Origin of the sequence: Azospirillum melinis (assembly GCF_013340935.1) — a bacterium.
In the GTDB taxonomy this organism is placed as follows: Bacteria; Pseudomonadota; Alphaproteobacteria; order Azospirillales; family Azospirillaceae; genus Azospirillum; species Azospirillum melinis.
The window spans coordinates 160,058-184,187 of record NZ_WHOS01000001.1; the positions used below are offsets into that span (position 1 = coordinate 160,058).

The window sequence follows — 24,130 nt, forward strand, 5'->3', positions numbered from 1 at the left end:
CCAGATGTTTCATGGGACAGGAGTCCGGTTCATGACGGCGATAGGAAAAATCTGGGAGCGGTTCGCCTGGGAAAAGGCGGTGGTTCCCCTCGTCATCCTCGTGGCCTGGGAGGCTGTGTCGCGGTCCGGCCTTCTGCCCGCAGCGCTGCTGCCGCCGCCGACGGTGGTTCTGCATGCGTGGGGCGACTGGGTCTTCGGCTTCGACGAGACCAGCCAGGCCAACAGCGGGCGCTGGTTTGCCGATGCGCTGTCCAGCGCCATGCGGGTCGCCGCCGGCTATGCCATCGCGGCGGCCAGCGGCATCCTGCTGGGCATCGCCATCGGCTGGTGGCGCTGGGTCGAGCGGACGGTGGAGCCGACGATCCAGATGCTGCGCCCGGTTCCGCCGGTGTCCTGGATTCCGGTGGCGATCATCTGGTTCGGCATCGCCAACAAGCCGGCCATCTTCCTGGTCTTCCTCGGCGCCTTCTTCCCGATCCTGATGAACACCATCCATGGAGTGAAGACGGCCGACCGCAACCTGATCCGCGCCGCCGCGATGATGGGCGCCACCGAGCAGCAGCTTCTGCGCCATGTGGTGTTCCCGGCGGCCCTGCCCAGCATCTTCGCCGGCCTGCGCATCGGCATCGGCGCCGCCTGGATGCTGACGGTCACCGCAGAGATGGTCGCGGTCAAGAGCGGGCTCGGGTACGTGCTGTGGGACAGCTATTACTTCCTGCGCTACGACCTCGTGCTCGCCGCCATGGCCAGCATCGGTCTGCTCGGCTATGCGACCGACGGCCTGATCAAGCTCCTGATGTCCGTGGCGCTGCACTGGCAGCACGGATCCACCCTGCAAAGCCGGGAGGGCTGACGCCATGGCCTCCATCGAGCTGAAGAACATCACCAAGATTTTCCGCGATGCCAAGCGCAAGCGCGACCTGCTGGCCATCGACGATGTCAGCCTGTCGGTGGAACCCAACCAGTTCCTGTGCCTGCTGGGTTCGTCGGGCTGCGGCAAGTCCACGCTGCTGAACATGATCGCCGGCTTCGAGAAGCCGACCGGCGGCAGCGTGACGGTCGGCGGCAAGCCGGTGGACGGGCCGGGCGCCGACCGCGGCATGGTCTTCCAGCAGGCCAACCTGATGCCCTGGCTGCCGGTGTGGGAGAACGTCGCCTTTCACCTGCGTCTGAAGGGCTGGCGAAAAGCCGACCGCCGGGCCGCGGCGCAGGAATACATCGACATGGTCGGGCTCCAGGGCTTCGAGAACCATTTCCCGGCGGAGCTGTCGGGCGGCATGAGCCAGCGCGTCGGCATCGCCCGCGCCCTGCTGTTGAACCCGCAGGTCATCCTGATGGACGAACCGTTCGCGGCGCTGGATGCCCAGACCAAGATGGACATGCAGGAAGAGCTGGTCGCCATCTGGCAGAAGCAGCGCTGCACCATCGTCTTCGTGACCCACAGCGTTGACGAGGCGCTGGTGCTGGGCACCCAGGTCGCCGTCCTGACCAGCCGGCCGGGCCGGGTGCGCGAACTGATCGACCTCGACCTGCCGCGCCCGCGCGACATCACCGGCCAGCAGTTCAACGACCACAAGCGCCACATCCTGAACCTGATCCGCGAGGAGGGCATGCAGCAGCGTAAGGAGGCGAAGCCGGACTCCATGGCGGCGAGCCGACAGGGTGCTGCGGCATGAACCCCGTTCCCCTCAATCTGCTGCTGACCGGCGTCACCGCGATTACCGGCGACCCGGCGCTGGGCATCGTCGAGGACGCCGCCATCGGCATCCGCGACGGCCGGATCGCCCATCTGGCCCCGGTCTCCGCGGGGCTGCCGGTGGCCGAGCGCACGCTGCACCGTCCCGGCCGGCTGGTGACGCCGGGCTTCGTCAATGCCCATCTGCATGCGGTGTTGGTGATGGTCCGCGGTGTCGCCGCCGATCTCGGCTTCGCCCCGTCCTACACCCCCGGCGTTCCCAAGGGCACCGACGCCACGCCGGATGAGGCGCGGGCGCTCGCCCGGCTGGGTGTGGCGGAGGCGCTGCTGTCCGGCTCCACCCTGGTCTGCGACCATTTCGTCCATGCCGAGGCGACGCTGGAGGCCGTGGCCGAGCTGGGGCTGCGGGTCCATGCCGGCTGGCGGGTGCATGACGTCGATTTCGCCCGCGTGCCGCAGGGGGAATGGCGTTTCGATGCCGGGATCGGCGAGGATCTGCTGCGCCGGACGCTTGACCTGCACGACCGCTGGAACGGGGCTTTGGAGGGGCGCATCGCGGTGCAGATGGCCGCCCATGCGCCGGACACCTGCTCCCCCGGCTTTCTGCGGACGCTCGCCGCCGAGGCGTCGGCCCGCGGCATGCGCGTCAACACCCATCTGGCGCAGAGCCGGGTGGAGGTGGACCGCGTCCGCGCCTCCACCGGCCTCTCTCCCGCAGCCCTGCTGGAAGAGACCGGGATGTTGAACGACCGGCTTCTCGCCACCCATTGCCTCTATGTCGATGACGACGACATCGCGCGGCTGGCCCGTGCCGGCGCCCATGCGGTGCATGTGCCCAAATGCAACGCCGCCTCCGGCAGGCTGGCGCCGACGCCGGCCCTGAAGGCGGCGGGGGTCAATCTGGCGCTGTGCACCGACACCCAGCATGGCGACATGGTGGAGACGATGCGCTGGGCGCTCGCCACCGCCCGCATTGGCCAGGGCGGTGTCACCGCCGACTGGCAGCCGGCCGACGTCTTCCGCATGGCGACACTGGGCGGGGCGGAGGCCGTCGGCATGGCCGACCGGATCGGCACGCTCACCATCGGCAAATGTGCCGATCTGGTGGTGTTCGACAGCCGCCGTCCGCATCTGCGCCCGCAGACCAACCCGCTCGGCACGCTGGTCCATACCGGCCAGGGCCGCGACGTGGAGATGGTGATGGTCGACGGCGAGGTTCTGGTCGAGGACGGCCGCCTGCTGCGCGCCGATCTGGAGCGGATCTGCATCGAGGCCGACGAGGCCGCCCGCGCGCTGTGGGCGCGGGCCTGAACCCCAAAAACCCCGAAAACAAGAAACGCCTGAAGCGATAAGGACCGAACATGACCACGCCCGATCTGACCAAGCGCGTCCTTCTGGGGATGCTGACTCCCTCGTCCAACACAGTCCTTGAGCCGGTGACCTCCGCCATGCTGAGCGGGCTGCCGGAGGTTTCGGCTCATTTCGGCCGCTTCACCGTCAAGGAGATCTCGCTGCGCGCCGCGGCACTCGACCAGTTCACCGACGCGCCATTCCTCGACGCCGCCCGGCTGCTGGCCGATGCCAGGCTGAACGTGATCGGCTGGAACGGCACCTCGGCGGGCTGGCTCGGCTTCGATGCCGACGAGCGGCTGTGCAGCACCATCGCGGCTGAGACCGGTATCCCGGCCTGTACCTCCATGCTGGCGCTGAACGAGATTCTGGAGACGACCGGGCGCAAGCGCTTTGCCATCGTCAGCCCCTATCTCGACGAGATCCAGGAGCGGATGGTCGCCAACTACAACGCCGCCGGCTTCGAGGTGGTGGCGGAGCGTCATCTGAACGACCGCGGCAACTTCTCCTTCTCCGAGATCACCGAGGAGCGGATCGAGCGCATGTGCGCCGAGGTGGCGGAGGCCAAGCCCGACGCCATCGCCATCATCTGCACCAACATGCGCGGCGCCCCGGTGGCGGAGCGGGTGGAGAAGGCGCTGGGTATTCCTGTCTACGACACCGTGTCCACCGTGGTGTGGAAGGCTTTGCGCATGACCGGCGTCGACACCCGCCGGGTCGAGGGCTGGGGCAGCTTGTTCCGGGAACTGCACGGTTGACCGCATAATCGGGGGGAGGGGAGCATGGAGTTCGATCTGGTCATCCGCAACGGCACGGTCGCCACCGCGTCGGATGTGTTCAAGGCCGATGTCGGCGTGCGCGGTGGGACCATCGCCGCGCTGGGCGCCGGTCTCGCCTCCGGAGCCGAGGAGATCGACGCCGCCGGGCTGCTGGTCCTGCCGGGCGGCGTCGACGGGCATGTCCATTTCGACCAGCCGACCGGCGACGGGTCGGTGATGGCCGACGATTTCCTGACCGGCACCCGCTCCGCCGCCTTCGGCGGCACCACAACGGTGCTGCCCTTCGCCTGCCAGGAAAAGGGCCGCTCGCTGCGCGAGGCGGTGGACGACTATCACCGGCGCGCCGCCGGCAAGCCGGTGATCGACTATGCCTTCCACCTGATCGTCACCGATCCGACCGAGCAGGTGCTGGGGCAGGAGCTGCCGGCGCTGATCCGCGAGGGCTACACGTCCTTCAAAATCTACATGACCTACGACGCGCTGAAGCTGAACGACCGCCAGATCCTGGAGGTGCTCGACATCGCCCGCAGCGAGGGCGCCATGGTGATGATGCATGCGGAGAATGCCGACTGCATCGCCTGGCTGACCGAGAAGCTGGAGCGCGCCGGGCAGACGGCGCCCTTCTTCCACGGCGTCTCCCGCCCGCGCGTGGCGGAGCGCGAGGCCACCCACCGGGCGATCTCGCTCGCCGAACTGGTGGATGTGCCGATCCTGATCGTCCATGTCTCGGGTGCCGACGCGGTGGAGCAGATCCGCTGGGCACAGGGGCGCGGCCTGCGGATCTATGCCGAGACCTGCCCGCAATATCTGTTCCTGACCGCCGACGATCTGGGCGGGGAGGGCTTCGAAGGGGCGAAGTGCATCTGCTCCCCGCCGCCGCGCGATGCCGCCAATCAAGCCGTCATCTGGGATGGGCTGACCGGCGGGACCTTCCAGGTCTTTTCGTCGGACCATGCGCCGTTCCATTTCGACGGACCGGGCGGCAAGAAGGTCCATGGCGAACAGGCGCCCTTCCGCTGCGTGCCCAACGGCATTCCGGGGGTGGAGACCCGCCTGCCGCTGCTGTTCTCCGCCGGCGTGATGACCGGACGGATGGAGCTGACCAAATTCGTGGAACTGACCGCCACCAACCCCGCCCGCATGTACGGGCTGCATCCGCGCAAGGGCACCATCGCGGTGGGGGCGGACGCCGACATCGCCCTGTGGGATCCGAACCGCCGCGTGAGCATCACGAACGCCATGCTGCACCACAATGTGGACTACACCCCCTATGAGGGGATGGAGGTCACCGGCTGGCCGGTGGCGACGATTTCGCGCGGGGCGGTGGTGTGCCGCGACGGCGTGCTGCTGGCTGAGCCCGGCCGCGGCAAGTTCCTGCCCTGTGGCCTGCCGGCGCCCGCCCGCCCCAAGAGCGCCCCGGCGCCGGTCCTGCCGTTTTGAGGGTTCCGGCGGGCGGTGGTCGTTACACCGCCCGTCGTGCCCTGGGCGAGGCGCAGGCGGCAGCCACCACCTCGCCGGTGCGGCCGACATGGTGCATGAACAGGCGCTGGGCGGTCTCGCCGTCGCGGGCCTCCATCGCCGCCAGGATCTCGCGGTGCTCCAGCACCGATTCCTTCCAGCGGCCCTGGGCGCCCAGCGCGAAATAGCGCGCCCGCGCCAGCCGGCCGAGCAGCCGGTCATGCGCGTCCACCAGCGCCGGATTCTTGGCGCCCGACACGATCAGCCGGTGGATCTTCTGGTTGATGGAGAAATACTCCTCCAGCGCGCCGGCTCCCTGCAATGCCTCGATCCTGTCTTGGAAGCCGCGCAGGCGCCGCAGGTCGGCGGCGGTCATCCGTTCGGCGGCGAGCTTCGCCGCGAAGCTCTCGATGCAGCCTTCGGCCTCGAACAGGTGGATCAGCTCGTCGGCATCGAGCGGGGCGACGATGGCGTTGCGGTTGGGGCGCAGCATCACCAGCCCGTCGGCCGCCAGCAGCTTCAGCGCCTCGCGCAGAGGGGTGCGGGAGATGCCGAGCTTTTCGCTCAGCTCCGGCTCGATCAGCCGGGCCGAGGGGGGCAGTTCGCCGTAGATGATCATGGAGCGCAGCCGTTCCACCGCCATCTCCGCCAGTGGGGGCGGCGGCACCGTCCGCCGCCGCCGGGAGGCGGCTTCGGGAGGGTCGCTGGGACCGTCGCCAGAAACATCGTTGTCCATGCTCATCCGGTCAGTCCTCGCCCGCCAGTGGCGAGCAGCGTTTCGATGAAGGCGGCGAAGCGCAGAACCCGCCGGTCCAGCCCGCGCGGGGCAACGACCTGCAACCCGACCGGCAGACCGTCACGGCCGGTGCCGCAGGGCACGCTGAGGGCGGGGACCTTGGCGTGGTTGAACAGCGGGGTGAAGACGGCATGCGCGCGTGGCGGCACCGCCTGTCCGCCGATGGTCTCCGGACCCAGCCGGTCGAGCGGCCATGCAACGCAGGGCGCCGTCGGGCCGATCAGCAGGTCGATGTCGGTGAAGAAGGCGGCGAGGGCGCGTGCGACCTCAACCCCCAGCAGCTGCGCAGCCGCGACCTCCGGTCCCATCAGGGTCAGTCCACGTTCGATCTGCGCGGCGATGTCGGGATCGAACCGGCCCGGATCGCGGCGGAAGGTGTCGCCGTAGAGGGCGGCCAGCCCGGCATGCTGCAAGGGCATCAGCGCCGTTTCCGTCACCCCGGCCGGCCAGGATGGATCGCGCCGGACGAGGCGGACTCCCGCCCGTTCCAGTGCCTCCACCGCGCTTTCGACCGCCTTCCGCACATCCTCGTCGATCGGGGCATCCAGGCCGAAGCGGGGGCTGTAGGCGACGGTCAGGCTGCCGGGCGGCCGGCTGTCCGCCGGGGCGACGGCGATGGACTCGGGATCGCGCGGGTCGGGCCCGCAGAGCGCCTCGAACATCAGCGCCGCGTCGGCGACGTCGGCGGCGATGGGGGCCATCACGGCGATGCCGGTGAAGGGCTCGGCGAAGCCCGGTCCATAGGGAATGGCGCCGAAGGACGGCTTGAACCCGACCGCGCCGACATGGGCGGGTGGGCGGCGGCTCGACCCGCCGGCATCGGTGCCGAGCGCCAGCGGCACCAGCCCCGCAGCCACCGCCACGGCCGGCCCGCCGCTCGATCCGCCGGGGGTCAGGCTTGGGTCCTGCGGGTGGTGCGTCGGTCCGAACAGCGGGTTGGTGGTGACGCCCTTGCAGGCGAATTCGGAGCTGTTGGTCATCCCGACGATGACGGCGCCGGCAGCGCGCAGCCGCTCCACCGCGATGGCGTCGGCCGGAGCATGGAAGTCCGCGAACAGGCGCGATCCCTGGGTGACGCGCCGGCCGGCGATCCAGATGGTGTCCTTGACCGCGACCGGCACCCCGGCCAGCAGCGGAGTTTCCCCGGTGGCCAGCCTGCGGTCGACCGCATCCGCCTCGGCCAGCGCGTCGGCCTCGTCGACGGAGACGAAGGCGTTCAGCGCCGGGTTGCCAGCAGCGATGCGGGTCAGCGCCGCCTCGGTTTCGGCGCGGGCGCTGCTGCGGCCGGTGCGCACGGCTTCGGCAATGGCGACAGCGCGTAGGGCGGCGCACGGGGGAGTGGTCATCGCTTGTCCTTCAGAAGGCTGAGGCCGGACAGCGCCGCCAGCAGGCCCACGGCGATATAGCCGGTGGCGAGGTCGCTGACCGCGGCGGCGGCGACCAGCAGGATCGGCCCGGCGATCAGCCCGGCGAAACCGCCGACCATCACCGCGCCGGTCGCCTCGCCGATGCGGCCGGCGGGGGCCAGCCGTGCGACCTCAGCCACGAACACGCCGTTCCAGCCGCTGGCGGTCAGTCCGAACAGGAAGGTCGCCAGGGTCAGCACCGGGAAGGGCAGGGCGGCACCGGCCCATCCCACCAGGATCGATGCCGCGGCCATGCCCAGCCCCAGCAGCCCGACCAGCCGGCGCGGCGCCATCCAGCGCGATGCCACCACACCCCAGCCGAGCCGTCCCACCAGACCGCCGGCCTGCCCGGCGGCCAGCGCCACCCCGGCGGCCACATGCTCCAGCCCCAGTTCGGTCACCGCGAAGACCACGAAAAAGCCGTTCAGCGTCAGCTGGCTGGCGGAGTAGGGGAAGGCCGCCAGCGCCATCCGCCGCAGCGCCGGGTCGCTGCGCAGCAACTGGATCGCCGTGCCCAGTCCGAAACCGGCGGCGGCGGTGCGGGTCAACGGGTCATAGACGGGCCGCAGCCGCTCGAAGACCGGAATGCAGGCCAGCGCCAGCATCGCGATGACCGCATAGCCGGCACGGGGATCCAAGGCGACGGCCAGAAGCGGCAAAGCCAGCGATCCGGCGATGGCGCCGATCTGGTTGCCCGTCTGGCGGACGGAGAACACCATCGGCCGGTCGGCCTCCCGGACCAGCCGGCCGAGGATCGCGGCACTGGCCGGCGTTTCGGGTCCGCAGGCAAGGCCGATGGCAATTCCTGCGGCCAGCAGCCCTGCGGCGCTCCCGCCCGTCATCGCGCACAGCATGGCGGCGGCGACTGCCAGCGCACAGAGGCTGGCGATCCGGAAAGGCCCGAGACGCCCGGCCAGCACGCCGCCATAGAGCGATGCCGCCATCCCGACCGCGAAGCCGGTGGTGGTGAACAGGCCCAGCCCCGCCGGGTCGATCCCCAATCGGGGTGCCAGCACCCCTGGCGCGAACAGGGCCAGCGCGACCAGCGCCTGCAAACCGGTCATGCCGACCAGCGCCGGCAGGAGCGGGGGGAGCAGTGGCGCTGGCGTTGCCGTCGCCGTCTCGGCTACCATTTCGGCGAACCGAAGACGGAGGCAGCATGGCTGGCGGAATTTCGATCCATGGCGTGGATGTGGCGCGCGGCGTCGCCGCCCAGGGCATGCGGGTGGAGCTTCATGCGCTGACGCCGGAACGCCGGCTGCTGGCGGCGGGCGAGCTTGGCACCAATGGCCAGCTCGACCACCCGACCGTGCGCGGCGACGGCATCGCCGCCGGCCCGCACGAAGTGCTGTTCCATGTTGGCGACTGGCTGCGGGCGGCGGGCTATGCCGAGGAGCAGGCCCGCTTCCTCGACATCGTTCCATTCCGCTTCGTCGTCACCGACCTCGACCGCCATCTGCATCTGCCCTTCAAGTTCACCCCCTACGGGGTTTCCCTCTTTCTCGGTGTGTGACGGGGGTCAGGTCAACCTTTTGGAGAGACCGGCGACACGTTCCATCACCAGCATCAGGCCGATGGTGACGACGATCAGCACGCCCGACAGCGCCGCGACGGTCACGTCCAGCCGGCCTTCCAGATCCTGCCACATGCGGATCGGCAGCATGTCGGTGGCGGCGTCGCGCAGAAACAGCGAGACGGGGACGTTGTCGAAGGACGCCATGAAGGCGATGAAACCCCCCGCCATGATGCCGGGCCGGATCAGCGGCAGGGTGACGCGGCGGAAGCCGTACCAGCGCCCTGCACCCAGGCTGGACGAGGCCTCCAGCAGCGACGGGTTCATCTGGGCCAGCGACGCCACCGTGTTGCGGACGACGAAGGGCACCGAGACGACCGTGTGGCCGATGATGAGCGTCAGCGGCGACACCGGCACCCCGATCATCGAGAAGAACATCAGCGACGACAGGCCGAAGGCCAGGGCCGGCAGCACCAGCGGCGACAGGAACAGGCTGTCCAGCACCTTCGCCGTCAGCGTCGGCGAGCGCGCGATGCCGAGCGAGGCGGAAACCCCCAGCAGGATCGACAGGCCGGTCGCCCAGGCCGCCACCGTCAGGCTGTTCATCATCGCGAACTGGAGCTGCCAGGCGTTCCACAGCTCGGCGTACCAGCGCAGCGAATAGCCGGGCGGCGGGAATTTCAGGGAATAGCCGCTCGTGAAGGACACCCAGATCACCACCACCGTCGGCGCGACCAGCAGGACCAGCGCCATCAGCGCGATGCCGGTCATGACGATGCGGAAGCTGAGCGCATCGAAATCGATGCGGCGGCTGCCGGAGACCGGCTTTGCGTGGTCGGACATCGATGCCTCCCCGGATCAGGCGTTGGCATAGCCGCGCGACAGGCGGCCGAGAGCGTTGAAGATCGAGACCACCACCAGCACCGACACCAGGAAGACGATGGAGATCGCTGCGGCGAAGGGCCAGTTCTGCAAGGTGGAGGCCTGCTGGTAGATGTACATCGGCATGAACAGCATCTGGCCGCCGCCGATCAGGCTCTGCGTGATGAAGGCGGTGATCGCCGCGGCGTAGGTCAGCAGGCAGCCGGCGACGATGCCCGGCAGCGACAGCGGCAGGATCACCTTGCGGAAGGTCCGCCAGTGCCCGGCCCCCAGCACCGACGAGGCATCGGCGAAATTCGGGTCGATGCGGCTGAGCGCGGTGATGATCGGCAGCACCATCAGCGGCATCTGCACCTGTGCCAGCGCCACGACCACCCCGCCCTCGGTGTAGAGCAGCTTCAGCGGCGTGTCGATCAGCCCGATCCAGGCCAGCGTGGCGTTGACGATGCCCTGGCGGCCCAGGATGACCACCCAGGCGAAGGTGCGCACCACCACGCTGGTCAGCAGCGGCAGCAGCACCAGCAGCATGATCAGCCCCCTGGCCCAGGCGGGAGAGCGCTGGTGCAGCCATGCCACCGGATAGCCCAGCAGCAGGGTCAGAACCGTCACCTTCACCCCCAGCCACAGGGTGGAGCCCAGAACCCCCAGGCTGAAGCTGTCGCCCAGGAAAGCGACATACTGGGTCAGCCCGTAATGGCCGCCCTGTGGGTCGGTCTGGAAACTGAGCGCCAGCAGGATCACCAGCGGTGTGACGAAGAACAGGATGAAGCCCGCCGCCAGCGGAGCCGCGAGCTTCAGGTCGTAGGTGGTGACGTCGCGCAACGTCGCGGCCATGGGGCGCCTCCTCCGGCTGGCGGGCTATGGGTGGTCAGACGCGGATTTCGCGGTTGAACCGCTCGATCCAGGCAGCGCGCTGCTCGTTGATCTTGGCCCAATCCTGGAACACGAACTTCTTCGCGATCTCCGCATGGTCCTTGGCCAGCGTCTTGGCCAGTTCGCCCTTGATCGCGACCTTCGTGTTGGTCGGCACGATCAGGTAGGGCTCCTCCATCAGCGTGGCCTGCACCTCCGGCGACAGGGCGGCTTCGATCAGCTTGAAGGCCAGTTCCTTGTTGGGGGAGTTCTTGACGATGTGGATGGTCGTCTTGAAGGCGATGGCGCCCTCCTTCGGAATGACGAACTCGACGGGCACGCCGCGCGCCTTCAGGATCTGGATGGCGTTGAAGTTGCCGGGGGAGATGTCGATCTGGCCCTGCTGGAACAGGGTGGCGAGCTGGCCGGGGTTGGCGGCGACGGCGGCAAGGCTGGGGCGCAGCGCCTCGATGGCCTTGAAGGCCGGGTCGATGTTGGCCTCCGACCCGCCATGCATCTTGGCGAGTTCCACCATGAAGCCGGTGCCGAGCGTCGAGTTCAGGTTGGTGATGCCGACGCGGCCCTTGAATTCCGGCTTCCACAGGTCGGCCCAGGAGGTCGGCGGCGTCTTCACCGTCTCGGGGTTGTAGGTGATGCCGACCACCTGGAAGAAGGGCGCCGGCCCCATCGGGACCTGTGCCGCCGGGATCAGGTCATTGTAATAGGCGCTCTTTTCGACCGGATAGGGTTCGACGAGATCCTGCGCGATGGCCTGGAGCGCGGGCCCCGGATCGTGCAGCATGACGTCGATCGGCGGGTTGGACCTGGCGGCGTTGACCTTGGCGATCTGGTCGACCGACAGCATCGGGTCGAGGACGATGTTGGCATTGCCCGCCGCCTTGCGGAAGGCGGGGACGAGCACGGCCTTGTGGGCTTCCTCCCAACTGCCGGTGAAGGTCGCGAAGACCAGCGGGCGCGCCTGTGCCCAGGTCAGGCCGGGGAAGGCGTGCATGGCACCCAGCGTCAGCGCCGTCTGCATCAGATTGCGGCGGGTCAGCAGCATCGTTCACTCCTGAAGGTGAGAGGGGGCCTGAAGGTGAGAGGAGGTGGGCGAAGAGGAGATTCAGGCCGCGGCGAAGACCGAGGCGAGACGGGGAGCCACCGGCGCCAGCCGCACCGGGGTACCGGGCGCCAGCAGGTCGGTGCGCTGGATGCGCGGTTCCGACACCTTGACGGCGGTGCCGTCGCCGACGCGGATTTCGTGGACGACGGTGGCGCCCAGCGGCAGCCCCATCTCGACCACGCCGTTCAGCGTCTCGGCGTCGCCCGTGGCGGGATCGACGCTCAGATGTTCGGGGCGCAGGCAGACGGTGACGCGGGAGCCTGGCCGCAGATCGCCCTTGGGCGCGCGGGTCTCGATCAGCCCGCCGGCGTCCAGCCGCACCCGGCCGGCGCTGCGGTCGCTGTCGACCAGCACGCCGCCCAGCAAATTGGCCGAGCCGACGAAGGTGTTGACGAACAGGCTGTCGGGCGCGTCGTAGATCTCGGTCGGCGGGGAGAATTGTTCGAGCCGGCCCTGGCTCAGCACCGCGACGCGGTCGGCCATCGACAGCGCCTCCTCCTGGTCGTGGGTGACGAGGATGGTGGTGATGCCGGACAGGCGCTGGATACGCTTGACCTCGATCTGCATGTCGAGGCGCAGATTCTTGTCGAGCGCGGCAAAGGGTTCGTCCAGCAGCAGGATCGACGGGTTGACCGCCAGCGCGCGGGCCAGTGCCACGCGCTGCTGCTGGCCGCCGGACAGCTGGCGCGGGGTGCGGTCGCCGAGATGGCCGAGCTTGACCAGATCAAGCATGCGTTGCGCCTCGCTGCGCTGGGTGGCGCGGTCGACGCCGCGTGCATCCAGCCCGTAGGCGACGTTTTCCTCCACCGTCATGTGCGGGAACAGCGCGTAGTTCTGGAAGACGATGCCGACCGAGCGGCGGTTGGGCGGCAGTCCGTCCACGCTTTTGCCGCCAACCATCACATGCCCCTTCGTCTGGGCGAGGAAACCGGCGATGATCCGCAGCAGGGTGGTCTTTCCGCAGCCCGACGGGCCGAGCAGGGCCACCAGTTCGCCGCCGCGGATGTCGAGCGTGACCTCGTTCACGGCGAGCGACGCGCCGTAGCGTTGGGTGATCCCGTCGAGAAGAAGCGTCTGCCCGCGCGGGGAAGCCGGGCCGTTGGGCGAAGCGCTGACCATGGCTGCACCATCCCTTTCGCGTTGCCGTTCGATTGCCTTCCTCTTTAGCAAACGGCATGCCGATTTTTCATTTTGCGTTATATAGCAGTATGATAGCATTGTTTTGTGATGGCCGGCGCTTTTCGCGGAAACCGAATTGCCGCCATCTTGTGCGCAGGCCGGATGCATATGCCGCTTTTGACGCCATTGTCGGGAGACTGATCGATGTCTGTGCAGAATGACGTCTTGTGGCGGGACAGTGCGATGTCCCTGGCAGCGCGTCTCGCCAGCGGGGAGCTTTCAGCCCGCGCGGTGACGGAGGCGGATCTGGTCCGGATCACGGCTGCCGATCCCGCGCTCTGCGCCTTCCTGACCGTCGCTGCGGACAAGGCGATGGCGCGGGCCGGGGCGCTCGATGCCGCCTTTGCAAAGACCGGCCGGCCGGTCGGGCCGCTGCATGGCGTGCCGGTGGCCATCAAGGACCTGACCGACACCGCAGGCATCCGCACGACCTACGGCTCGGAGCTTTACGCCGACCATGTGCCGGCGGCGAACGATGTCGTGGTGGAGCGGATCGAAGCGGCTGGCGGCATCGTCATCGGCAAGACCAACACGCCGGAATTCGGCTTCGGCGCCATCTGCGGGAACCGTCTGGCCGGACCGACGCGCAACCCGTTCGATCCGCGGCTGACGTCCGGCGGATCGAGCGGCGGCGCTGCGGTCGCCGTCGCCGCCGGTATGGCGCCGCTTGCCCATGGCACCGACTTCGGCGGGTCTGTGCGGGTGCCGGCGAGCTTCTGCGGCGTCGCCTCCATCCGGCCGACGCCCGGACTGATTCCTGCGCCGAAACGGCCGCTGGGTTGGGATACGCTGGCGACGCATGGCGTGATCGCGCGCAACACGGCGGACTGCGCAGTGCTGCTCGCGGTGATGGCCGGCATGGACCCGGACGATCCGACATCGCTTCCGGTACCGCTCCGCGCCGGTGTCGGCGAAGGGTTGGGCTCACGGCTGTGTGCCACGGCCGATTTCGGTGCCGCAACGGTGTCGCATGCGGTGAGGGAACGCTTCGCCGCCGCCGTCGCCCGGCTGGAGGCGGAGGTAGGGCCGGTCCCCCGCCGTCATCCGGACTGCGGCGACGCCATGGCGACCTTCCGCACCCTGCGCGCCGCCCAGATCAGCCACGCCTACGGCCCGCTGCTGGACAGGCATGGCGACCGGTTGACCGACACCGTGCGGTGGAACATCGAAGCGGGCAGCGGCATCACCGCCCAGGCCTATCTGGAGGCACAGGCGGCGCGCACCGCGCTGTACCGCCGCTTCACGGCACTGTTCCGGGATATTGACGTCCTGGTGGCCCCGGCTTGCGGCGTTCTACCCTGGCCGAACGAGGATGGCGAGGTGACCGCCATCGACGGCAATCCGACGGAGACGATCCTGGACTATCTCGGCGTCACCGCCATCGTAACGCTGATCGGGTTTCCGGTGCTGACGCTGCCGGCCGGCGATGCCGACGGGTTGCCCTTCGGCATCCAGTTGATCGCCCGTCCAGGGGAGGAGCACCGCTTGATCGGTCTGGGCCGCCGGCTGGAGCGTGACGCCGGCTTCGTCCATCGCTGGCCTTCGGATCCGGCATTGCCGGACTGAGAAGCCGGCGGTCCGGTCATCGCCGGTCCCGTCCCGTCATTCGCGATGGCGCAGCGCCTCGACCAGGGCGATGAAGGCCGGCGAGGACTGCCGCCGGCTCGGATAATACAGGTGATAGCTTTCCCAGTAAGGCGACCAGTCTTCGAGGACGCGCCTCAGCCGTCCTTGCGCGATGTGGGGGCTGGCGATGTCCTCCGGAACATAGGCAAGGCCGAAGCCATCCAGGGCCGCCTCCAGAACATTGTGGATGTTGTTGAAGGCCACCTGTCCATCGACGCGGATGTTGACCGTCTGCCCCTCGCGTTCGAACTCCCATGCCCACAGGCCGCCATAGGTCGGCAGGCGCAGATTGATGCAGTTGTGGTGGACAAGCTCCTGCGGGCTGGCAGGGATCGGATTGCCGTCGAAGTAGGCGGGGGTGCCGATCACGGCGAAGCGGACCGGCGGGCTGATTCTGGCCGAGATCATGTCCTTGGCAAGCAGCTCGCCCATCCTGACGCCGGCATCGCACCGGGTGGCGACGATGTCGATCAGCGCGTTGTCGAGAACCAGCTCGACCTTGATGTCGGGGTATTTCGGCAGGAAGTCGCGCAGCTTGGGCCAGAGCACATGGGTAACGGCATGGTCGGATGCGGTGATGCGGATGTTGCCGGCCGGCTTCTCGCGCAACTCGCTGAGCGCGTCGATCTGGGCGCCGATCTCATCGAAATGCGGACGGATTCCGTTGAACAGGCGCTCGCCCGCATCGGTCAGCGACACCGCCCGCGTCGTGCGGGTCAGAAGCCGGATGCCGAGCCGGGTCTCAAGCTGGCGGATGGTGTGGCTGAGCGCCGACTGCGACAGGCCGAACTGCGCCGCCGCCCTGGTGAAGCTCCGTTCACGGGCCACCGCGATGAAGGCCAGCAGATCGTCGACGCTCTCACGCGGCATTCATGAATCCCCTTCATGTCGTTCCGCACAGTATAGCGCCGGAGTGGAATTCAGGAATCGGCTTGCTCGACGCTCTGACGCTGTCGGGGGCAACAAACCCCCGTCCGGCGGGCCGCTGGGGGCGCGCCGGACAGGGGTGCTCACATTTTTTAACAGGGAGGCGAGAGCCGGGATCAGGTGGACAGGGAAGCGTTGTCGATCACGAAGCGGTATTTGACGTCGCCCTTGAGCATCCTCTCATAGGCCGCGTTGATGTCGCCGGCGCGGATCAGTTCGATGTCCGCGGTGATGCCGTGTTCGGCGCAGAAATCCAGCATTTCCTGCGTTTCGGGAATGCCGCCGATCATCGAGCCGGCAATGGACCGCCGCTTGGTGATCAGGTTGAACACGTTGGGCGAGGGATGCGGCGTGGCCGGCGCACCGACCAGCGTCATCGTGCCATCGCGCTTCAGCAGCACGAGAAAGGCGTCCAGATCGTGCGGAGCCGCCACCGTGTTCAGGATCAGGTCGAAGCTCTTGGCATGGGCGGCCATCTCGATCTCGTTGCGGGAAACGACGACCTCGTCCGCCCCCAGCGCCTTGGCATTCTCCCGCTTGGATTCGGACGTGGTGAAGGCCACCACATGGGCGCCCATCGCGTGGGCCAGCTTGATTCCCATATGGCCGAGGCCGCCGATCCCGACGACGCCGACCTTCCTGCCCGGCCCCGCCTGCCAATGGCGCAGGGGCGAATAGGTGGTGATGCCGGCGCACAGCAGCGGCGCCACCGCTGCAAGCTGCTCCTCCGGGTGCTTGACGCGCAGCACATAGCGTTCATGCACGACGATCCGCTGCGAATAGCCGCCCAGCGTGTGGCCGGGCGGGTCGTCGGTCGGTCCGTTGTAGGTGCCGACCATGCCGTCGCAGTAGTTCTCCAGCCCGGCTTCGCAGTCGTCGCAATGCTGGCAGCTGTCGACCATGCAGCCGACGCCGACCAGATCGCCTTCGCGGAAGCCTTTCACATGGCCGCCGACCGCGGAAACCCGGCCGACGATCTCGTGGCCTGGAACGCAGGGCCACAGCGTGCCGGCCCATTCCGCCCGCACCTGATGCAGGTCCGAATGACAGATGCCGCAATAGGCGATCTCGATCTGCACATCATGCGGGCCGGGAGCCCGGCGGGCGATGTCCATCGGCTCCAGCGGCCGGTCGGCGGCATGGGCGCCATAGGCTTTCACAGTCATGGGGGAAACCTCTCGCGTCTCTTGGCTTCTTTTCCGGGACGGGCGGCATCAGGCGCCGTATTGCTCGTCCGTCACCTTGTCCATCCAGTCGACCGCCTTGCCGTCCAGCTGTTCCTGGATGGCGATGTGCGTCATCGCCATGGTGGGCGAGGCGCCGTGCCAGTGTCGTTCGCCCGGCGCGAACCAGACAACGTCACCGGGGCGGATCTCCTCGATGGGACCGCCCTCGCGCTGGGCTCGGCCGCAGCCGGCGGTGACGATCAGCGTCTGCCCCAGCGGATGGGTGTGCCATGCCGTGCGGGCGCCGGGTTCGAAGGTGACGCTGGCGGCCGTCGTGCGGGCCGGCGGGTGCGGCTGGAACAGCGGGTCGATGCGGACCGTACCCGTGAACCAGTCGGCCGGTCCCCTGGCGGATGGCTGCGAGCCGACGCGTGTGATGTCCATGGCCTCGATCCTCCGGTCGTTGCCCGCCGCGGTGCGGCGGTGGTGGCGACAGAGAAGCTAGTCCACGGGACTGTCTGCGATTAGTCCCCCAAAGATGCATGGACTTATGAAAGAACCTCATCAATTCCCGTGACGTGTCGCGGTTTCGATGTCCGTTCACGGGGCCGGTCAGGCGATGGCTCCGCCGCCATCCACGCGCACGGTGGAGCCGGTGGCGAAGGGGGTGGTGGCGAGGAACAGCACGGCGTTGGCGATATCCTCTGCTTGGCCCACCCGGCGGGCAGGCAGGCGTTGGGCGGCGCCGGCGAACATCGCCTCCCGCTTCTCCGCCGGCAGGCCGGACCACAGCGGTGTCGCGATCAGGCCGGGCGAAACGGCATTGACGCGGACCGGGGCGAGTTCCAGGGCCAGCCCGCGGGCCAGCGCTTCCAGCGCGGCGTTGATGGCGCCCTGCAGAACGGAGGTCGCGGACGGCCTGACGCTGAGAAAGCCCGACACGAAGGTCAGCGATCCGGTCTCGCTGATTTTTGCGGCCCGGGCGACATGGTAGGCGCCCCAGAATTTGCTGTCCATCGCGGTCCGGGCGTCGGCGACGGCAAGGCCGCGCACCGGCCCGCCGGGCGTCTGCGCCGCGGAGACGACGACATGGTCCCAGGCCGGCTCTTCCGCGAAGAAGCGTTCAACCGCCTCCAGGTCGCGGGTGTCGAGCACGACGGCGCGTGCGTCGCCGCCGATTGCGGCGACCGCGGCGTCGAGCTTTTCGCGCGACCGCGAGGCGATGGTGACCGAAGCGCCTGCTTCGGCAGCCGCCGTCGCGGTCGCCAGACCGATGCCGGAGCTGCCGCCGACCACCAGCACGCGCGTGTTCTTCAAGCTGTCTGACATGGTGCATTTCCTTCAGGGGTGGATTGGAAGGAAGTCTAGAACCTCTCCGGATTACGCAGTATCCTTGATCGGATCGATATACTCTCCACCAAATGGAAAGAATGCGACGGGTATGCTGGGCGACCTCGATGAGCTGCGCACTTTCGTCCGCATCGTCGCTGCGGGCAGCCTGTCCGCCGCCGGCCGAGAGATGAATGTGGCGCTGAGTGTGGTCAGCAAGCGGCTGGCATCGCTGGAGCGGCGGACCGACACACGGTTGGTGGCCCGCAGCACCCGGCGCCTCGCCCTGACGGATGAGGGGCAGCGGCTGTATCGGCATGCCCAGCGCATCCTCGCCGAGGTCGCTGAGGCCGAGGAGGCTCTCAGCCATGGCCGCGTCGAGCCGCAGGGCATTCTGCGGGTGGGAGCGCCGGCGGCCTTGGGTCGCATGCATGTCGGCCCGGTCTGCCGCGAGCTTGTCGAGGCTTATCCGCGGATTTCGGTCGACCTGCGCCTGACCGATCGAATGGTCGATCTGATCGACGAGGGGCTGGACGTGGCGGTACGGATCGGGGCGCCCAGGGATTCGGCGCTGGTCATGCGCAGGCTGGCCGACAACCGCCGGATCCTGGTCGGTGCGCCGGCCTATCTGGAGCGTCGCGGCTGGCCCGCCTCGCCAAAGGATTTGGAAAGCCACGACTGCATCCAATACCGCGGCACCGGCGGGCGCTGGCGCCTGCTCGGCCCCGGCGGTGCGGTGGTCGAACTGGACATCGCATCCCGCCTGCGCTGCGACAATGGCGACGTCGCCCAGGACTGGGCGCTTGCCGGCTGCGGCCTCATGTGGAAGTCACAGATCGACGTTCAGGACGACCTTGCCGCCGGCAGGCTGGTGCGGGTGTTGCCGGACTGGCATGGCGACCCCGCACCGGTCTGTGCGCTGTTCCCCTCGCAACGGCAACTGCCGACGCGCGTGCGCCTGTTCCTCGACGCCATGGCGCGCCGGCTGAACCGGGAGGAGGCAGGGCGATAGAAGCGCCGCTTGTGGTGCCTCAGCCAACCCGCTCGATGGCGATGGCCGTGGCCTCGCCGCCGCCGATGCACAGGGAGGCCACGCCCCGTGTCAGTCCGCGCGCCGCCAGGGCATGCAGCAGCGTCACGATCAGCCGTGCCCCGGTGGCGCCGATGGGGTGGCCGAGCGCGCAGGCCCCGCCATTGACGTTCGACCGCTCGGGATCGATCCCCAGGTCGCGCTCTGCCGCCATGGCGACGACGGCGAAGGCCTCGTTGATTTCGAACAGATCGACCTCGCCCACCGACCAACCGACCTTGTCCAGCAGTTTGCGGATCGCCGGGATCGGAGCGGTGGTGAACCAGGCCGGATCCTGGCTGTGGGTGGCGTGGCTGCGGATCTCCGCCAGGATCGGCAGACCGGAGGCCTCGGCCACCGAACGCCGGGTCAGCACCAGTGCCGCGGCACCGTCCGCATTGGCCGACGAGCTGGCGGCGGTGATCGTCCCGTCGCGGCGGAAGGCGGGTTTCAGCGCCGGGATCTTGTCGGGGGAGACCTTCAGCGGGTTCTCGTCCTGCGCGACCACCCGCTCGCCACCTTTGGCGGGAACCGTGACCGGCACGATCTCCGCCGCGAAGGCACCGCTTTCGACCGCCGCACGGGCGCGGGTCAGCGTCCGGGCGGCGTAGGCGTCCTGCTCGATGCGGGTAAAGCCGTAGGCCTCGGCCGTCGCCTCGCCGAAATCGCCCATGGCGCGGCCACCCTCATAGGCGTCCTCCAGCCCATCCAGCATCATGTGGTCCAGCAGCCGGTCGTGGCCGATGCGGTATCCGCCGCGGGCCTTTGCCAGCAGGTAGGGGGCGTTCGTCATCGACTCCATGCCGCCGGCCACGACGATGTCGGCCGACCCGGCGCGGATCAGGTCATGGGCCAGCATGGTCGCCTTCATGCCCGACCCGCAGACCTTGTTGATCGTGGTCGCTCCGGTCGCGTCGGGCAGCCCGGCGCCGCGGGCTGCCTGCCGGGCCGGCGCCTGCCCTTGCCCGGCGGGCAGGACGCAACCAAACAGCAACTCGTCGATGCTGGTGGGCGGCAAGCCGGCACGCTCCACCGCCGCGGCGATGGCGCGGGCGCCGAGAACCGGGGCCGGCAGCGCCGACAGCTCTCCCTGGAAGCGGCCCAGCGGCGTGCGGACGGCGGACACGATGACGACGGGGTCGTGGTTCGAAGCGGTGTGCATGTTGCGGTCTCCGGATCGGTGGCCCGGCTGGGGCGACATTTAAATGACGAGCATCATGTTTGCATAATTGATGATGATCGTCATATAATTTGTCAACGGGTCTCCTGTCGCTTTGCGGGGAGGCTTCTCAGTGTCGGGTCAGGGAAGGTGCATCATGCGGGTGAGCAAGGAGCAGGCGGCGGAGAACCGGCGCCGCGTCGTCGAGGTGGCAAGCGCGCTGTTCCGCGAGCGCGGCTTCAACGGGATCGGCGTCGCCGACCTGATGAAGGAGGCCGGCCTGACCCACGGCGGCTTCTACGGCCAGTTCGCCTCGAAGGAGGATTTGGCGGCGGAGGCCTGTGCCCACGCGATGGAGGTGGCGGCGGAGCGCTGGCGCGTGTCGGCGGAGACGAAGGGGGACGAGGCTCTAACGGCGCTGCTGGACAGCTATCTGTCCCCGCGCCACCGCGACCGCAGTGCCGCCGGTTGCCCCATTGCGGCACTCGCAATCGATGTGGCTCGTCAGGGTGGCGTGGCGCGCAGCGCCTTCACCCGCGGACTGCGGCCCTTCCTCGATGGCTTGAGCCGCCTCGTTCCGGGGCGTTCGGTGGAGGCGAAGCGGAGGGCGGCGCTGACCACCCTGTCGGAGATGGTCGGCGCCCTGATCCTCGCGCGTGCCGTCGATGACCCCGCCCTGTCGGAAGAGATCCTTGAGGCGGCACGCGCCAGCCTTGGCCGGCCTCCCGGCAAGCCGCAGGACGGCGATGCCTGACGGTCGCCGTGCCGGCGAGGCCGATCAGCCGATGCGGCGGAGCAGGTCGATCCGCAGCGGCTCGCCCAGCAGCCTGTCGAACTGGGCGGCAAGGCCGGTGAAGGCCGCAGCCTTCGCATGGGTGTCGAGCGCCGCCTGATCCTGCCAGATCTCGTACATCACGATGGTGCCGGGCTTTTCACGGCTGACATGGGCGGAGTAGGCGAGGCAGCCCGGCTCCTTCAGCACGTCCGGAACGATGGCGGTGATGGCGTCGGCCAGTGCCTGCTCCTGGCCGGGTTTGGCGACCAGATAGGCGACGAGTTGCACCTGCTCGCTCGGCGGAATGGTCATGGCGGTCTCTCCCCTGATGGACGGTTGGAACTGAAGCTTCGTAGCGCCGGGATTTGACCGATCCTCGCCCGCGGAACGGTGGCTTGCAACCCGGCCCCTTGGCCTGTGACCAAGGGATAGACCGGTCAAATCGAAATCGGAAATGCGGAGTTGCGATTTCAACCAGAAGGAAATCCGATGGATCCTATACCGCTGACCAGGGGCCGGACGCCCATCGCCAGCCTATGGGGTATGCCATTTCAGACGGCGCGGGCAGCGTGACGATGGGATTACCCGTCCTGTTGTCGACGGATTGCCCATCCAACGCTTCTGGAGCCTATGGTTTTTGCCGAACGCAGCGCACACGCGCCAGCTGACCGCCGCGGAACGAGGCGCCATTCCGCCATTCTCCTGCTTTGCCTCCTGTCCATCGGCGTTTCCATCCTCGCCGCGGCGGGCTCCGCCTTTGCGCAGTTGCCTCTGACGACGCCGGCCCCGGCGGCAGCCCCGGCACCGGACCCGAAGGAGATCGGCCGCCTGGTCGATTCGCTGGAGAACCCGGCCAAGCGCGAGGAACTGCTGGAGCAGCTGAAGGCTTTGCAGCAGGTCGAACAGGCGGCCAAGCCCGAGCGCGATACCGAGCGCCTCGGCACGCGCCTGCTGACGGTGCTGTCGGCGCGGCTGGACAATCTGGGGGAGGAGGTCCGGACGACCGGCGAGGTGGTGCTGGCCGCGCCGCAGGGGATGCGCTGGCTGCAGCGGCAGGCGCTGGACCCGGCAAAGCGGGCGACCTGGGCCTGGCTGTTCGCCGAACTCGCCCTTGTCCTTGTCGCCGGGCACAGCATCAGGCTGATCACGATCCGGCTGTTGAGCCGGCCGCGGTCGATCCTGGCGGCACGGCCCTTCCAGTCCGCCATCGCCAAGATCCCCTTGCTGCTGGTCCGCGCCCTGATGGATCTGGCACCCATCGCCGCCTTCGCCTTTGCCGGCTTCGGCGTTCTGGTGCTGATCGACCCGCCGGCGACGGTGCGGCTGCTCGGGGTCGCCTTCCTGAACGCCAGCCTGTTCGTGCAGGTCGTGCTTCTGGTGATGCGCGTCCTGCTGTCGCCGCGCTCCACCAACCTGCGGCTGATCCCGATGAGCGACGCGTCGGCGCGGCGTCTCCTGATGTGGAGCCGGGCCATCGCCGCCACCACCGTCTACGGCCTGTTCGCCGCCGGGACCGTGCGCACGCTCGGGCTGCCGGAACAGTCCTACGACACGCTGGTGAAGCTGGTCGGGCTTGCCGATGCCGTCATGCTGACCGCGCTTGTCCTGCAAAGCCGCGTCGCCGTCGCGTCCTGGCTGCGCGGGGAGATTTCGGCCGCACCGTCGGTTCCGGATCGGGAGCAGGGGGGAGCGCACGCTATCAGGACCACGCGCCCCGGCCGCCTTCTGCGCGCGGCCGGACGGCGTCTGGCCAATGTCTGGCATGCCGTTGCCATCCTCTACATCGTCGCGTTGTTCGGCATCTGGGCGCTGGAGGTGGAGGGAGGGCTGTTGTTCGTCCTGCGGGCAACAGCCGTGTCGATGGCGGTGATCGCCATCGCCCGGATCGCCGGTCGCGGGATCGCCCAGGGCTCCGCGGCACTGCGGCGGCGGCTGGACCGCCAGCGCTCGACCTGGGGCGAGCAACGGATAAAGCGCTATGTCGGGCCGGGCACCCGCCTGCTGCACTGGTCGGTCGCAGTTTTGACCGCTCTGGTGGTGCTGGATGCCTGGGGGCTGGACATCCGGGGGGCGGTGGAAACCGCCCTGGGCTGGCGGTTCGTCGCCTCCGGCCTCGCCATTCTGCTGGTCGCCGGCATCGCGCTTGCGGTGTGGGAACTGACGAACGCCGTCATCGAGCGGAACCTCGCCACCACCGACCGCAACGGCCACACGATCCAGCGCAGCGCCCGTATCCGCACGCTGCTGCCGCTGCTGCGCAACGCGCTGATGGTGCTGCTGACCACTTTCGTGACGCTGATCGCCCTGTCGGAACTGGGGCTGGACATCGGGCCGCTGCTGGCCGGTGCCGGCGTGGTCGGCCTTGCCGTCGGCTTCGGCGCGCAGACGCTGGTGAAGGACGTCATCACCGGCCTGTTCATCCTGTTCGAGGACACCATCTCGGTCGGCGATGTGGTGAATGTCGGCGGCAAGGGCGGTCTGGTGGAGGGCATCACCATCCGAACCATCCGCCTGCGCGATTTCGACGGAACGGTGCACACGGTGCCGTTCAGTGCGGTGACCAGCATTTCCAACATGACCAAGGACTTCAGCTACTACGTCTTCGACGTCACCGTGGCCTATCGCGAGGATGTCGACCGCGTCGTGTCGGTTCTGCACGAGATCGGGGCGGGGATGCGCGCCGATCCGCGCTTCGCGCCGCTGATCCTGGAGCCGCTGGAGGTGCTGGGCATCGACGCCTTCCAGGAATCCGCCGTCCTGGTCAAGGCGCGGATCAAGACCCTGCCGATCCAGCAATGGAACGTCGGCCGCGAATTCAACGGCCGCATGAAGAAGCGGTTCGGCGAACTGGGAATCGCCATCCCATTCCCGCAACGCATCCTGCACATGGCGCCCGACGGGATGCCCAAGGCGAACGCCTACGGCGAAGCGGCGGAGTGACCGCCGCCCGGCAGCGATGCTCCTGTCAAATCCTCTGGCCGGACCCAGGGAGGCTTGCTTGGGTTCGGGCCGCGATGGTTCGCGCCCCCAACATCGCTGTTGACC

General features: G+C 68.6%; 23 protein-coding genes. 10 read left to right on the forward strand and 13 right to left on the reverse strand.

The genetic code is table 11. The features are described 5' to 3' along the window. Positions 1-31: 31 nt before the first annotated feature. From GBZ48_RS00740 to hydA, 5 genes are read left to right on the forward strand one after another with little or no spacing between them, the layout of a single operon-like run. A complete protein-coding gene (locus GBZ48_RS00740) occupies positions 32-853 on the forward strand; it encodes an ABC transporter permease (protein ID WP_174469226.1) in 822 nt (273 codons plus the stop codon). Between the two features lie 4 nt (positions 854-857). Next, complete coding sequence (locus tag GBZ48_RS00745; RefSeq protein WP_174469227.1) at positions 858-1,676, forward strand: ABC transporter ATP-binding protein; 819 nt, start codon at positions 858-860, stop codon at positions 1,674-1,676. Then, positions 1,673-3,007 carry an amidohydrolase family protein gene (locus tag GBZ48_RS00750; protein WP_174469228.1) on the forward strand — a complete coding sequence of 445 codons (1,335 nt, stop codon included), beginning with the start codon at positions 1,673-1,675 and terminating at the stop codon, positions 3,005-3,007. Before GBZ48_RS00745 ends, GBZ48_RS00750 begins: the two co-directional genes overlap by 4 nt. 50 nt (positions 3,008-3,057) lie before the next feature. Continuing rightward, positions 3,058-3,804 carry a maleate cis-trans isomerase family protein gene (locus GBZ48_RS00755; RefSeq protein WP_246306899.1) on the forward strand — a complete coding sequence of 249 codons (747 nt, stop codon included), beginning with the start codon at positions 3,058-3,060 and terminating at the stop codon, positions 3,802-3,804. A 24-nt stretch (positions 3,805-3,828) separates the two neighbouring features. After that, positions 3,829-5,265: a dihydropyrimidinase gene (gene hydA / locus GBZ48_RS00760; RefSeq protein ID WP_174469229.1), complete on the forward strand. Its 1,437-nt coding sequence runs from the start codon at positions 3,829-3,831 to the stop codon at positions 5,263-5,265. 22 nt (positions 5,266-5,287) lie between these two features. On the opposite strand, the gene GBZ48_RS00765 is transcribed toward hydA, so the two are convergent. From GBZ48_RS00765 to GBZ48_RS00775, 3 genes are read right to left on the reverse strand one after another with little or no spacing between them, the layout of a single operon-like run. Beyond that, positions 5,288-6,025, reverse strand: coding sequence for a GntR family transcriptional regulator (locus GBZ48_RS00765; RefSeq protein WP_246306900.1), 738 nt, complete (start codon positions 6,023-6,025; stop codon positions 5,288-5,290). Further along, complete coding sequence (locus GBZ48_RS00770) at positions 6,022-7,425, reverse strand: amidase (RefSeq protein WP_174469230.1); 1,404 nt, start codon at positions 7,423-7,425, stop codon at positions 6,022-6,024. The genes GBZ48_RS00765 and GBZ48_RS00770 overlap by 4 nt, the downstream gene beginning before the upstream one ends. After that, entirely contained in the window at positions 7,422-8,549 is a 1,128-nt protein-coding gene (locus tag GBZ48_RS00775) for an MFS transporter (RefSeq protein ID WP_246306901.1), read from the reverse strand. The genes GBZ48_RS00770 and GBZ48_RS00775 overlap by 4 nt, the downstream gene beginning before the upstream one ends. Before the next feature lie 95 nt (positions 8,550-8,644). Here GBZ48_RS00775 and GBZ48_RS00780 point away from each other — a divergent pair, with 95 nt between their 5' ends. After that, on the forward strand, positions 8,645-8,998 hold the full coding sequence (locus GBZ48_RS00780; protein WP_174469232.1) for a hydroxyisourate hydrolase: 354 nt from the start codon (positions 8,645-8,647) through the stop codon (positions 8,996-8,998). 6 nt (positions 8,999-9,004) lie between these two features. Here GBZ48_RS00780 and GBZ48_RS00785 read toward each other — a convergent pair whose 3' ends face one another. The 4 genes from GBZ48_RS00785 to GBZ48_RS00800 are packed head-to-tail and all read right to left on the reverse strand — an operon-like array spanning position 9,005 to position 12,974. After that, a complete protein-coding gene (locus GBZ48_RS00785) occupies positions 9,005-9,841 on the reverse strand; it encodes an ABC transporter permease (RefSeq protein WP_174469233.1) in 837 nt (278 codons plus the stop codon). Positions 9,842-9,856: 15 nt separating this feature from the next. Further along, entirely contained in the window at positions 9,857-10,714 is an 858-nt protein-coding gene (locus GBZ48_RS00790) for an ABC transporter permease (RefSeq protein ID WP_174469234.1), read from the reverse strand. 34 nt (positions 10,715-10,748) lie between these two features. Continuing rightward, entirely contained in the window at positions 10,749-11,795 is a 1,047-nt protein-coding gene (locus GBZ48_RS00795; RefSeq protein WP_174469235.1) for an ABC transporter substrate-binding protein, read from the reverse strand. 60 nt (positions 11,796-11,855) lie between these two features. Continuing rightward, positions 11,856-12,974 (reverse strand): ABC transporter ATP-binding protein, encoded by a 1,119-nt coding sequence (locus GBZ48_RS00800; RefSeq protein ID WP_174469236.1) that lies wholly within the window; start codon positions 12,972-12,974, stop codon positions 11,856-11,858. A 243-nt stretch (positions 12,975-13,217) separates the two neighbouring features. Between GBZ48_RS00800 and GBZ48_RS00805 the strand changes: the two genes are divergently transcribed. Continuing rightward, entirely contained in the window at positions 13,218-14,600 is a 1,383-nt protein-coding gene (locus GBZ48_RS00805; protein WP_209798182.1) for an amidase, read from the forward strand. 36 nt (positions 14,601-14,636) lie between these two features. Here the strand turns inward: GBZ48_RS00805 and GBZ48_RS00810 are convergent, their stop codons facing one another. The 4 genes from GBZ48_RS00810 to GBZ48_RS00825 all read right to left on the reverse strand — a co-directional run bounded on the left by GBZ48_RS00810 (position 14,637) and on the right by GBZ48_RS00825 (position 18,082). Further along, a complete protein-coding gene (locus tag GBZ48_RS00810) occupies positions 14,637-15,530 on the reverse strand; it encodes a LysR family transcriptional regulator (RefSeq protein ID WP_174469238.1) in 894 nt (297 codons plus the stop codon). Positions 15,531-15,703: 173 nt separating this feature from the next. After that, positions 15,704-16,753, reverse strand: coding sequence for an NAD(P)-dependent alcohol dehydrogenase (locus GBZ48_RS00815; RefSeq protein WP_174469239.1), 1,050 nt, complete (start codon positions 16,751-16,753; stop codon positions 15,704-15,706). A 48-nt stretch (positions 16,754-16,801) separates the two neighbouring features. Further along, positions 16,802-17,197: a (R)-mandelonitrile lyase gene (locus GBZ48_RS00820; protein ID WP_174469240.1), complete on the reverse strand. Its 396-nt coding sequence runs from the start codon at positions 17,195-17,197 to the stop codon at positions 16,802-16,804. Between the two features lie 168 nt (positions 17,198-17,365). After that, positions 17,366-18,082 carry an SDR family oxidoreductase gene (locus GBZ48_RS00825; RefSeq protein ID WP_174469241.1) on the reverse strand — a complete coding sequence of 239 codons (717 nt, stop codon included), beginning with the start codon at positions 18,080-18,082 and terminating at the stop codon, positions 17,366-17,368. Positions 18,083-18,194: 112 nt separating this feature from the next. Between GBZ48_RS00825 and GBZ48_RS00830 the strand changes: the two genes are divergently transcribed. Beyond that, positions 18,195-19,094: a LysR family transcriptional regulator gene (locus GBZ48_RS00830; protein ID WP_174469242.1), complete on the forward strand. Its 900-nt coding sequence runs from the start codon at positions 18,195-18,197 to the stop codon at positions 19,092-19,094. Between the two features lie 19 nt (positions 19,095-19,113). Here the strand turns inward: GBZ48_RS00830 and GBZ48_RS00835 are convergent, their stop codons facing one another. Further along, positions 19,114-20,313: an acetyl-CoA C-acyltransferase gene (locus GBZ48_RS00835; RefSeq protein WP_174469243.1), complete on the reverse strand. Its 1,200-nt coding sequence runs from the start codon at positions 20,311-20,313 to the stop codon at positions 19,114-19,116. Positions 20,314-20,467: 154 nt separating this feature from the next. Here GBZ48_RS00835 and GBZ48_RS00840 point away from each other — a divergent pair, with 154 nt between their 5' ends. Then, entirely contained in the window at positions 20,468-21,064 is a 597-nt protein-coding gene (locus tag GBZ48_RS00840; RefSeq protein WP_174469244.1) for a TetR/AcrR family transcriptional regulator, read from the forward strand. Positions 21,065-21,088: 24 nt separating this feature from the next. Here GBZ48_RS00840 and GBZ48_RS00845 read toward each other — a convergent pair whose 3' ends face one another. Continuing rightward, positions 21,089-21,397, reverse strand: coding sequence for a putative quinol monooxygenase (locus GBZ48_RS00845; protein ID WP_174469245.1), 309 nt, complete (start codon positions 21,395-21,397; stop codon positions 21,089-21,091). A gap of 318 nt (positions 21,398-21,715) precedes the next feature. Between GBZ48_RS00845 and GBZ48_RS00850 the strand changes: the two genes are divergently transcribed. Further along, positions 21,716-24,025 (forward strand): mechanosensitive ion channel domain-containing protein, encoded by a 2,310-nt coding sequence (locus GBZ48_RS00850; protein WP_174469246.1) that lies wholly within the window; start codon positions 21,716-21,718, stop codon positions 24,023-24,025. Positions 24,026-24,130: the final 105 nt, after the last annotated feature.

Coding starts and splice junctions, on each gene's coding strand:
- GBZ48_RS00785 (WP_174469233.1), bottom strand. CDS start 9,841: ATGTCCGACCACGCAAAGCCGGTCTCCGGCAGCCGCCGCATCGATTTC.
- GBZ48_RS00755 (WP_246306899.1), top strand. CDS start 3,058: ATGACCACGCCCGATCTGACCAAGCGCGTCCTTCTGGGGATGCTGACT.
- GBZ48_RS00765 (WP_246306900.1), bottom strand. CDS start 6,025: ATGAGCATGGACAACGATGTTTCTGGCGACGGTCCCAGCGACCCTCCC.
- GBZ48_RS00825 (WP_174469241.1), bottom strand. CDS start 18,082: ATGTCAGACAGCTTGAAGAACACGCGCGTGCTGGTGGTCGGCGGCAGC.
- GBZ48_RS00850 (WP_174469246.1), top strand. CDS start 21,716: ATGGTTTTTGCCGAACGCAGCGCACACGCGCCAGCTGACCGCCGCGGA.
- GBZ48_RS00770 (WP_174469230.1), bottom strand. CDS start 7,425: ATGACCACTCCCCCGTGCGCCGCCCTACGCGCTGTCGCCATTGCCGAA.
- GBZ48_RS00840 (WP_174469244.1), top strand. CDS start 20,468: ATGCGGGTGAGCAAGGAGCAGGCGGCGGAGAACCGGCGCCGCGTCGTC.
- GBZ48_RS00740 (WP_174469226.1), top strand. CDS start 32: ATGACGGCGATAGGAAAAATCTGGGAGCGGTTCGCCTGGGAAAAGGCG.
- GBZ48_RS00815 (WP_174469239.1), bottom strand. CDS start 16,753: ATGACTGTGAAAGCCTATGGCGCCCATGCCGCCGACCGGCCGCTGGAG.
- GBZ48_RS00800 (WP_174469236.1), bottom strand. CDS start 12,974: ATGGTCAGCGCTTCGCCCAACGGCCCGGCTTCCCCGCGCGGGCAGACG.
- GBZ48_RS00845 (WP_174469245.1), bottom strand. CDS start 21,397: ATGACCATTCCGCCGAGCGAGCAGGTGCAACTCGTCGCCTATCTGGTC.
- GBZ48_RS00745 (WP_174469227.1), top strand. CDS start 858: ATGGCCTCCATCGAGCTGAAGAACATCACCAAGATTTTCCGCGATGCC.
- GBZ48_RS00805 (WP_209798182.1), top strand. CDS start 13,218: ATGTCCCTGGCAGCGCGTCTCGCCAGCGGGGAGCTTTCAGCCCGCGCG.
- GBZ48_RS00790 (WP_174469234.1), bottom strand. CDS start 10,714: ATGGCCGCGACGTTGCGCGACGTCACCACCTACGACCTGAAGCTCGCG.
- GBZ48_RS00750 (WP_174469228.1), top strand. CDS start 1,673: ATGAACCCCGTTCCCCTCAATCTGCTGCTGACCGGCGTCACCGCGATT.
- GBZ48_RS00795 (WP_174469235.1), bottom strand. CDS start 11,795: ATGCTGCTGACCCGCCGCAATCTGATGCAGACGGCGCTGACGCTGGGT.
- GBZ48_RS00810 (WP_174469238.1), bottom strand. CDS start 15,530: ATGCCGCGTGAGAGCGTCGACGATCTGCTGGCCTTCATCGCGGTGGCC.
- GBZ48_RS00820 (WP_174469240.1), bottom strand. CDS start 17,197: ATGGACATCACACGCGTCGGCTCGCAGCCATCCGCCAGGGGACCGGCC.
- GBZ48_RS00780 (WP_174469232.1), top strand. CDS start 8,645: ATGGCTGGCGGAATTTCGATCCATGGCGTGGATGTGGCGCGCGGCGTC.
- GBZ48_RS00835 (WP_174469243.1), bottom strand. CDS start 20,313: ATGCACACCGCTTCGAACCACGACCCCGTCGTCATCGTGTCCGCCGTC.
- GBZ48_RS00830 (WP_174469242.1), top strand. CDS start 18,195: ATGCTGGGCGACCTCGATGAGCTGCGCACTTTCGTCCGCATCGTCGCT.
- hydA (WP_174469229.1), top strand. CDS start 3,829: ATGGAGTTCGATCTGGTCATCCGCAACGGCACGGTCGCCACCGCGTCG.
- GBZ48_RS00775 (WP_246306901.1), bottom strand. CDS start 8,549: ATGACCGGTTTGCAGGCGCTGGTCGCGCTGGCCCTGTTCGCGCCAGGG.